This is a genomic window from Streptosporangium sp. H13245 (assembly GCF_055690525.1).
In genome coordinates, this window is the sequence record NZ_JBSZKT010000017.1 from 127,205 (window position 1) to 136,270 (window position 9,066).

Annotated in this window: 7 protein-coding genes; 5 read left to right on the plus strand and 2 right to left on the minus strand. The window is 72.9% G+C overall.

Going from position 1 to position 9,066, the window contains the following annotated elements:
• Positions 1–173 precede the first annotated feature (173 nt).
• A complete protein-coding gene (locus ACW9TB_RS23680) occupies positions 174–1,163 on the plus strand; it encodes a helix-turn-helix transcriptional regulator (protein WP_472750243.1) in 990 nt (329 codons plus the stop codon).
• 76 nt (positions 1,164–1,239) lie between these two features.
• Positions 1,240–2,946, plus strand: coding sequence for a rhamnulokinase (locus tag ACW9TB_RS23685; RefSeq protein ID WP_472750244.1), 1,707 nt, complete (start codon positions 1,240–1,242; stop codon positions 2,944–2,946).
• Here the strand turns inward: ACW9TB_RS23685 and ACW9TB_RS23690 are convergent.
• Positions 2,833–4,551, minus strand: a complete 1,719-nt coding sequence (locus tag ACW9TB_RS23690; protein WP_472750245.1) for an IlvD/Edd family dehydratase — start codon at positions 4,549–4,551, stop codon at positions 2,833–2,835. The two genes, ACW9TB_RS23685 and ACW9TB_RS23690, sit on opposite strands and share 114 nt — an antisense overlap.
• 92 nt (positions 4,552–4,643) lie before the next feature.
• On the opposite strand from ACW9TB_RS23690, the gene ACW9TB_RS23695 reads away from it, so the two are divergent.
• Together ACW9TB_RS23695 and ACW9TB_RS23700 are read left to right on the plus strand one after the other, a co-directional pair.
• Positions 4,644–5,657, plus strand: a complete 1,014-nt coding sequence (locus tag ACW9TB_RS23695) for a zinc-dependent alcohol dehydrogenase (RefSeq protein WP_472750246.1) — start codon at positions 4,644–4,646, stop codon at positions 5,655–5,657.
• A 213-nt stretch (positions 5,658–5,870) separates the two neighbouring features.
• Entirely contained in the window at positions 5,871–7,655 is a 1,785-nt protein-coding gene (locus tag ACW9TB_RS23700; RefSeq protein ID WP_472750247.1) for a ThuA domain-containing protein, read from the plus strand.
• Positions 7,656–7,740: 85 nt separating this feature from the next.
• Here the strand turns inward: ACW9TB_RS23700 and ACW9TB_RS23705 are convergent, their stop codons facing one another.
• The gene (locus tag ACW9TB_RS23705; protein ID WP_472750248.1) at positions 7,741–8,589 is read right to left on the minus strand and encodes an LLM class flavin-dependent oxidoreductase; all 849 of its coding nucleotides are present in this window, start codon (positions 8,587–8,589) and stop codon (positions 7,741–7,743) included.
• A gap of 225 nt (positions 8,590–8,814) precedes the next feature.
• Between ACW9TB_RS23705 and ACW9TB_RS23710 the strand changes: the two genes are divergently transcribed.
• On the plus strand, positions 8,815–9,012 hold the full coding sequence (locus tag ACW9TB_RS23710; protein ID WP_472750249.1) for a hypothetical protein: 198 nt from the start codon (positions 8,815–8,817) through the stop codon (positions 9,010–9,012).
• The last annotated feature ends 54 nt before the right edge of the window (positions 9,013–9,066 follow it).

Here is a 9,066-nt window from a genome sequence, read left to right on the forward strand (position 1 = left end):
ACCTCCGGAATACGATAAGTAGATCGACCGAATTCCTAACGGCCAGGAGTTGGGCGTGTCCATGTTTCTCGGGTGGCCAGAACATGACTTGTCGTGAACCCGTCACACGACCGTGACGGGACCCGCCTACGTTCGGTTCGCACGGCGAGAAGGCTCGGAGGGGGAACGGCGTCATGGACCGGCGGCTGCTGGACGGGCTCGGTGTCACGGCGACCGAGGAGGGGGCCTACCGCGCGCTGCTGCGCCACGGCCCGGCCACGCTGACCGAGCTGGCCGCCGAGGCCGAGGCGTCGGTGGCCGGGCTGCGCCGGACGCTGCCGCGCCTTGAGGACCTGGGCCTGGTCGCGCGCCTGGCCGGTCGCCCGCTGCGGCTGATCGCCACGCCGCCGCACCTCGCGCTGGACGCGCTGGCCGCGCGGCGCCAGAAGGAGATCGCGCACAGCCGCGCGGCGGCGGCCCTGCTGGCCGCCGAGATCGCCGACCGTACCGGGCCGCAGCCCGAGGAGCTCGTCGAGGTCGTCATCGGCCAGGCGGCCGTGGCCAGGCGCTACCTGCAGATCGAGCGCACCGCGACCGAGGAGTTCCTCGTGCTGGTGCACCCCCCGTACGCCGTCGACGTCGGCACCGACCTGGAGGAGTGGGCTCCGCGATCCTGGCCGATGGTCCGGGGGATCTACGGGCCGCGCGCGTTCGAGGACCCGAGCATGTTCGAGCACACCCGGCGGGCGATCGCCGAGGGCGAGCAGGCGCGTCTCGGCCACGTCCCGATGAAGCTCGCCGTGGCCGACCGCAGGACCGCGATCCTGCCGCTGGGCTCGGAGGAGGACCGGGCGGTGGAGAGCGCGCTCGTCGTGCACCCCTCAGCCCTCCTCGACGCGCTCGTCGGGCTGTTCGAGGTGCTCTGGCGGGCCGCCACCCCCCTGCGTCCCACCGCCCTCCGCTCCCCCGACCCCGGCGCCGGTGGATCTCCCCGGGAGGGCTTCGACACGGACGTGCTCACGCTGCTGGCGGCCGGGCTGACGGACGACGCGATCGCGCGGCAGCTGAACATCAGCCCCCGTACGGTCCAGCGCCGGGTACGGTCCCTCTGCGACCATCTCGGTGCGGGCACCCGCTTCCAGGCGGGCCTGCTCGCCGCCCGCCAGAACCTCCTGGGCGACTGACACCGGTGGGACGTTTCACCTATCGTCTCTGACATATCTCCCGTATCGGGAAATGCTTTGTGGTTACCCTTGGACCGTGCCCGTCTACGTGGCCGTGGATCTCGGACCTGAGAGCGGCCGGGTATTGACCGGCGAATTCGATGGTGAGCGGCTCGCGGTGCGGGAAGTGCACCGCTTCGCCAACCGGCCCGTCCGCGTCCTCGACGGCCTCTACTGGGACGTGCTGGGACTTCTCACCCAGGCTCGCGGGGGCATCGCGCTGGCCGCCGCCCGCGGCCGTCTCACCAGCGTGGGCGTGAACGCCTGGGGCGGCGACTTCGCGCTCCTCGACCGCGACGGGCGGCTGCTGGCCAATCCCCGCCACCACCTCGACCCCTACACCTCCGGCCTGGCGGGGCTCGTCTCCTGGCAGGACCACTACGAGCTGACCGGCGTCCACCCGGGCCCCGGCACCACGGCCTGCCAGCTGCTGGCGCACGCCGGGTCCCCGCTGCTGGACGCGGCCGACCACCTGGCGATGATCCCGGACCTGTTCACGCTCTGGCTGAGCGGCGAGATGCTCGCCGAGCGGACGATCGCGAGCACCAGCCAGCTGCTGGACGCCAGGACCGGCCGGTGGGCGAACAGCCTCGTCACCCGCCTGGGGCTGCCCCACCACCTGCTCGCCGACCGGCTCGTCGAGCCCGGTACGGTCGCCGGGCCGCTGCGCGACGGAGGCGGGGACGGCGGAAAGGCGAAGAACGGAAGAAACGGCAGGAACGGCAGGGGGCCGGGCGCGACCGTGGTCGTCGCGGTGGCCGGCCACGACGCCGCCTCCGCCGCGGCGGCGCTTCCCGTCTCGTCCGGCTCGGTCGGCTACATCTCCTTCGGCCCCCGCTCGCTGGCCGGTCTGGAGCTCGACGCGCCGGTCACAAGCCGGGAGGCCAGGCTGGCGGGCTTCACCAACGAGGGCGGCGTCATGGGGACCGTGCGCTTCACCCGGTCCCTCAACGGCCTGCTGCTGCTCCAGGAGTGCCGCCGGGCCTGGGGGGTGCGCACCTCGTACGCGGATCTGGTCGCCGAGGCCACCACGGCGCCCGCGTTCGGGCCCCTGATCGACCCCGGCCACCCGTGGTTCCTCGAACCCGGTGACATGCCGGCCAGGATCGCGGCCTACTGCCGCTCGACCGGCCAGGCGCCGCCCTCGGACCGCGCGCAGACGGTGCGCTGCGTCCTGGAGAGCCTCGCCTGCTCCTACCGGTGGGCCCTGGAGCGGGCCGAGTTCCTCAGCGACCGGCGGGTGGAGGCCGTGCACCTCGTGGGGGGCGGGGCCTCCAGCGACACCCTGTGCCGGCTCGTCGCCGACTTCGCCGGACGGCCGGTGCTCGCGGGCCCCGTGGAGGCGACCGCCGTGGGGAACCTGCTGGTCCAGGCGATGGCCGACGGCCGCGTCGGCTCCCTCACCGAGCTGCGCGAGGTGGTCCGCCGCTCGTTCAGGCCCCGGCCCTTCCCGCCCTCGGGGCAGCGGGAGCCGTACGAGATCGCCTACTCCCGCTACCGGCGGCTGTCCGGGATCGACGGGTTCTGGAACGGTGCGGGGCCCGACCCGGCCGCCGGGCACCGGACGCGCCCGGCCCGTCACGCCGCGTCGACGGTGTCGCGGACGCCGGTGCCGCTGGAGCCGGTGCCGTCAGTGGGACTCGCGGGCGACCGCGTCGCCGCTGGAGCCGACGAGGAAGTCGAGGTCGGCGCCCCGGTCGGCCTGCATCACGTGGTCGACGTAAAGGCGTTCCCAGCCCCGTGACGGCGCGGCGAAGGCCGCCCGCATGGCGTCCGAGGGGCCGCGCCTGGCCAGGTCCTCCGGCGGGATGTCGATGTCCAGCCGCCTGGCCTCGACGTCCAGGACGATCGGGTCGCCGGTCCGCACCAGCCCGAGCGGGCCGCCCGCCGCGGCCTCGGGCGCCACGTGCAGGACCACCGTCCCGTACGCCGTGCCGCTCATCCGGCCGTCGCAGATCCGTACCATGTCACGCACCCCGAGCTCCAGGAGCTTGGCCGGCAGGGGCACGTTGGCCACCTCCGGCATCCCCGGGTAGCCCTTGGGACCGCAGCCGCGCAGCACGAGCACCGAGGAGGGGTCCACGTCGAGATCGGGGTCGTCGATCCGCGCGTGCATGTCCTCGACGCTGTCGAAGACCAGGGCCCTGCCCCGGTGGCGCATCAGCTCGGGCGAGGCCGCCGCGGGCTTGATGACGGCCCCGGACGGCGCCAGGTCGCCGTACAGGACGGCGATGCCCGCGGCCTCCTGCAGCGGCTGGTCGCGCGGGCGGATGACGGTCTCGTCCCAGATCCGCGCGTCGTCCAGGTGGCCGGTCAGCGGCCTGCCGGTCACCGTCAGCGCCTCCGGGTCCAGCAGGTCGCGTACCTCGCGCAGCACGGCCAGCAGCCCGCCCGCGCGGTGCAGGTCCTCCATCAGGTGGCGGCCCGCCGGTTGCAGGTCGACCAGGAGCGGCACCCCGGCGCCGGTGCGGTCGAAGTCGTCGAGGGAGAGCTCGACGCCGAGCCGGCCCGCGATGGCCAGCAGGTGCACCACCGCGTTGGTGGATCCGCCGACGGCGGCCAGCGCCACGATCGCGTTGAGGAAGGACCCCCTGGTCAGCAGGGCGCTGGGGCGCAGGTCCCGTTCGACGAGCTCGACGGCGAGCCGCCCGGTCTCGTGGGCGCCCTCCAGCAGGCGGCTGTCGGGGGCGGGCGTGCCCGCCAGGCCGGGGATGGTGGTGCCGAGCGCCTCGGCGACGCAGGCCATGGTGGAGGCGGTGCCCATGGTGTTGCAGTGGCCCCTGCTGCGGATCATCGACGACTCCGAGCGCAGGAACGCCTGCTCGGTCAGGGTGCCCGCGCGGACCTCCTCGCTGAGCCTCCACACGTCCGTGCCGCAGCCCAGCTGCACGCCGCGGAAGGTGCCGGTGAGCATGGGCCCGCCGGGGAGCACCACGGCGGGCAGGTCGACCGAGGCCGCGGCCATCAGCAGGGACGGGATGGTCTTGTCGCAGCCGCCCAGCAGCACCACGCCGTCGATCGGGTTGGCCCGCAGCATCTCCTCGGTCGCCATCGCGGCCATGTTGCGCCACAGCATCGCGGTGGGCCTGACCAGGGTCTCGCCCAGCGAGACGACGGGCAGGTTCATCGGGACGCCCCCGGCCTCCCAGACGCCCCGCTTGACGCTCTCGGCCACCTCGTCGAGGTGGGAGTTGCACGGGGTGAGGTCGGAGGCGGTGTTGGCGATCGCGATGTGCGGACGGCCGTCGAAGGCGTGCGCGGGCAGCCCGCGCCGCATCCAGGCCCGGTGGATGTAGGCGTTGCGGTCGGTTCCCGCGTACCACTGTGAACTGCGCCGTTCCGCCGTCACGTTCTCAGCCCCATTTGCCGAACGGTAGTCTACGGAACCCGATTCTTGTACCTCCGGCCCCGCCCGGCGGCGCCGTCTGGAAGGTTCCATCCGTGAGAGCGTTCGTCGTGACCGGGCCTCGCCGCTTCGCCGTGCTGGACGTCGAGCCGCCGGTTCCCGGCCCCGGGCAGGTCGTGGTCGACGTGGAGCGGGCCGGGGTGTGCGGCACCGACATGGAGTTCTTCAGCGGCGAGATGGCCTATCTCGAGGAGGACAACGCCCGCTACCCCATGCGGCTCGGCCACGAGTGGTGCGGGACGGTCTCCTCCGTCGGCGAGGGCGTCGACGGCGGCTGGGTCGGCACCCGCGTCACCGGCGACACCATGCTCGGCTGCGGCAGGTGCCGCCGCTGCCTGGGCGGGCTGCAGCACGTGTGCGAGGACCGCTTCGAGATCGGCATCCGGGGCGGGTGGCCGGGCGCCCTGGCCGAGCGGCTCCCCGTGCCGGTCACGGCGCTGCACGTCCTGCCGGACACGGTCGACGCGGCGGCCGGGGCGATGGTCGAGCCGGGCGGCAACGCGCTGCGGGCCGTCGAGGCCGCGGCCCTCGCCCCCGGCGACCGGCTGCTGGTGCTGGGGCCGGGGACGATCGGCCTGCTCGCCGCCCAATTCGCCCTGGCGCGCGGGGCGGAGGTCCACATCATGGGCCTGTCGGAGCCGTCGCTGGAGTTCGCCCGTACCCTCGGGGTGCACGGGGCGTGGACCTCGGACGGGCTTCCCGATCTTCCGTTCGACGCCGTCGTCGACGCCTCCAACGCCCCCGGCCTGCCCTCCCTCGCCGTCGACCTGGTGGAGCCGGGCAAGCGGGTGGTCTACATCGGCCTGGCGCCGAGCCCCAGCGCCGTCGACACGCGCGTGCTGGTGCTCAAGGACGTCACGGCCGTCGGCGTCCTGAGCGCCTCGCCCGGCCTGGCCGGGGCGATCGGGCACTACGCCTCGGGTTCGGTGGACCCCCGGCCGCTCGTGGCGGCCGTCGTCGGGCTCGACGGGGTGGGCGAGGTCCTCTCCGGCTCCCGCCCCGCGGGGTGCGGCCCCGGCCCCAAGATCCACGTCGATCCCCGGCTCTGACCGCCCGGCCCTCCGGCGCAGACCGGGAACGCGGGCGCTCACCCGCGCCGGTTGCTAATTCGTTACCTTCCATCCAAGTGCGTGACACGATATACACGTGTTACACGCCCGATTAATTGCTCTTCGCGACAAATAAAGCACCGAGCACCACGGCAACCAGCGCGGCGGCGCGCGCCTTGCCTGACTTACCCCCCAGGTCAGGAAAGGATCTTCATGTCCCAACGTTCTCGGCTCTGGAACCGGCTACTCTCCACGACATCCCCGGTACGGCGATCCCCCGCCGTACCGGGCCGTACGGGCGAAAAAAGGCCCGTCCGGCGCGGCCTGGCGGCCGTCGTGGCCGCGATGGTCGGCGCGGCCCTGTTCGTCCCCACGGCGGCCCAGGCCGCCGACCCCGCGTACCAGGTGCTGGTCTTCTCCAAGACGGCCGGCTTCCGGCACGACTCGATCCCCGCGGGCCTCCAGGCGATCCGCGACCTGGGGACGGCCAACAACTTCACCGTCACCGCCACCGAGGACGCCGCGGCCTTCACCACGGCCAACCTGGCGCGCTTCAAGGCGGTGGTGTTCCTCAGCACCACCGGTGACGTGCTCAACGGCACCCAGCAGACCGCCTTCGAGTCCTACGTCAACGGGGGCGGCGGCTACGTCGGCATCCACGCCGCCGCCGACACCGAGTACGACTGGCCGTACTACGGCACCCTGGTGGGCGCCTGGTTCAAGGGGCATCCGGCGCCCCAGCAGGCGACGATCAGGACCGAGGACCGCGCGCACGCGGCCACCGCCCACCTGGGGGCGACCTGGTCGAGAAGCGACGAGTGGTACAACTACCGCACCAACCCTCGCAACACCGCGCGAGTGCTGCAGAACCTCAACGAGGGCAGCTACACCGGCGGCGACATGGGCGACCACCCGATCACCTGGTGCCGTCCGATGACGTCCGGCCGCTCGTTCTACACCGGGCTCGGGCACACGGCGAGCTCCTTCACCGAGCCGGGCTTCCGGTCGCTCCTGCTCGGCGGCATCCGGTACGCGGCCGGGTGGGCCAAGGCCGACTGCCGCCCTGAGACCGGCTACACGAGCCTGTATAACGGCTCGACCACCGGCTGGACGCAGAGCGGCCCCGGCAGCTTCACCAACACCGACGCCACCCTCACCTCCACCGGGGGCATGGGCGTGCTGTGGTACTCGGCGAAGAAGTACTTCGCCTACTCGCTGAAACTGGACTGGAGGGTCGCCGGGGACGACAACTCGGGCGTCTTCGTGGGCATGTCGGCCACCGACCCCACGAACACCTCCAAGGGGTACGAGGTCCAGATCGACGCCACCGACGCGGCCGACCGCACCACCGGGTCCGTCTACGCGGTCAAGTCCGCCGACATCGCCGCCCGCGACGCGTCCCTGAACCCGCCGGGCACATGGAACACCTACGAGCTCCTCGTCCAGGGCGAGCGGCTCCAGGTCTTCCTCAACGGCACCAGGATCAACGACTTCACCAACACCGACCCGGCCCGCAGCATCCGCGAGGGGCACATCGGCATCCAGAACCACGGCACGGGTGACGACGTCTCCTTCCGCAACGTCCGGATCAAGGAGCTGGGCGGCACCGGCCCGATCACGACCACGGCCGAGGCGGAGTCCTACACCTCCAACTCGGGCGTGCAGATCGCCGACCACGGCCCGGCCAGTGGCGGCAGGACCGCCGGGTTCATCGAGAACGGCGACTGGGTCGGCTACTCGTCGATCAGCACGGCGGGCGCCACCGCCTTCGGCGCCCGCATCGCCTCCGCCGGATCGGGCGGCACCATCCAGGTCCGCTCGGGATCGGCCACCGGGACCGTCCTCGGCTCGGTCGCCGTACCGAACACCGGGGGCTGGGAGACCTTCCAGAACGTCTCCACTCCCCTGACCGGATCGGCCTCGGGGCCGCTGTTCCTCACCTTCACCGGGGGCGGCGGATTCCTGTTCGACGTCGACACCCTCACCCTCACCCGGTGAGCCGAGGCTCGTGGCGCGCCCCTCCGGCGCGCCACGAGCCCCGTCCGGTCACGGCGTACGGAGACCGTCAAAACCGTTCAGGCCGTCATACGGCCAGGTCGGCGAGGCGGTCGACCTGGTCGGCGTCGCGGGCCCAGCAGTAGAGGATCACCTCGTCGGCGCCGAGGTCCGTGAACGCGGTGATCGCGTCACGGATCCGCTCCGGCGTGGTGAGCATGTTCTCCACGACCCGGACGGTGTCGCCCAGGAAGCCGTAGTAGGAGGTGATCGCCTCCTCGGCGTCCCGGACGGTGCTCTCGGGGCCGAGGGCCACGTTGACCTGCGCGACCATGCGGGGCCGCCCGTGCCGTCCCGCCTCGGTCCAGGACCGCTCGACGTCACGCATGAGCGGGTCGGCCAGGGCGACGGGCGCGGCGCACAGGTAGCCGTCCCCCCATCGGGCGACGCGTTCCAGGGCGGCGGGGGCGAAGGCCCCGATCAGGATCTCCGGGCCGCCCTCCCGTACGGGGGCCGGGCCGATCGGGCCGACCTCCTCGCTGTAGGGTTCGCCGGACCAGACGCGCCGTAGCGTCGCCAGCTGCCGGTCGAGCCTGCGCCCGCGCCCGCGGATGTCGATCCCCGCGGCGAGGTAGTCGTCCTGGCGCGTGCCGATCCCGACGCCGAGGGTGAAGCGGCCGTCGGACACGCGGTCCAGGGTCGCGGCCTGCTTGGCGAGCAGCGCCGACTGGCGCAGGGGCCCGAGCAGCACCTCGGTCTGTACGCGGATCCGCGTGGTGGCGCCCGCGATGGCCGCCAGCGTGATCAGGGGCTCGGGGTTCGCGTAGACGAGACGGTCGAGCAGGCCGAGGGTGGTGAAGGGGCCGGCGTCGGCGCGCCTGGCCCAGGAGAGCAGCGACAACGGGTCGCCGACGGGCAGGCCGAGACCTACGTTCATGGGATTCAACCTCCGGAAGGGCATGCGGAAACGACTGCCGCCCCTCCACCGCCGCGTACGGTCGCCGTGCGCGGCGCGCTCCCGTACTGCGACGTCTTTCCGGGGAGCGCGATCCTTGGAGTGCCACCATTCTACCCACCACCGGACACGGCGCCCCGGCGACCTCCCCCGGTACGGGGGACCCTGGCTGGTTCGCGGAGAAGATCTTTTGGATATGATCTTGCGGTGGCTGGATCGATGCGGCGCGGCATCGAACCCGCCGCCGCGGCCGGTGATCCGGCGATGGTCCGCCTGCGTGACGGCGGAGCGGTCCGCTCGACGCAGGGGACCAGTCGCTGGGTCGCCGAGCATCGCGGCGAGCCGGGCCACCGGACGGCGCTGGGCTGTCGAACGGCACTGGATCACCTCACGTGGGCCACCTGACGGCACGGCCGGGACCGAACGGCGTGCCGCCGCCATCCCCGCCACCCCCGCCAC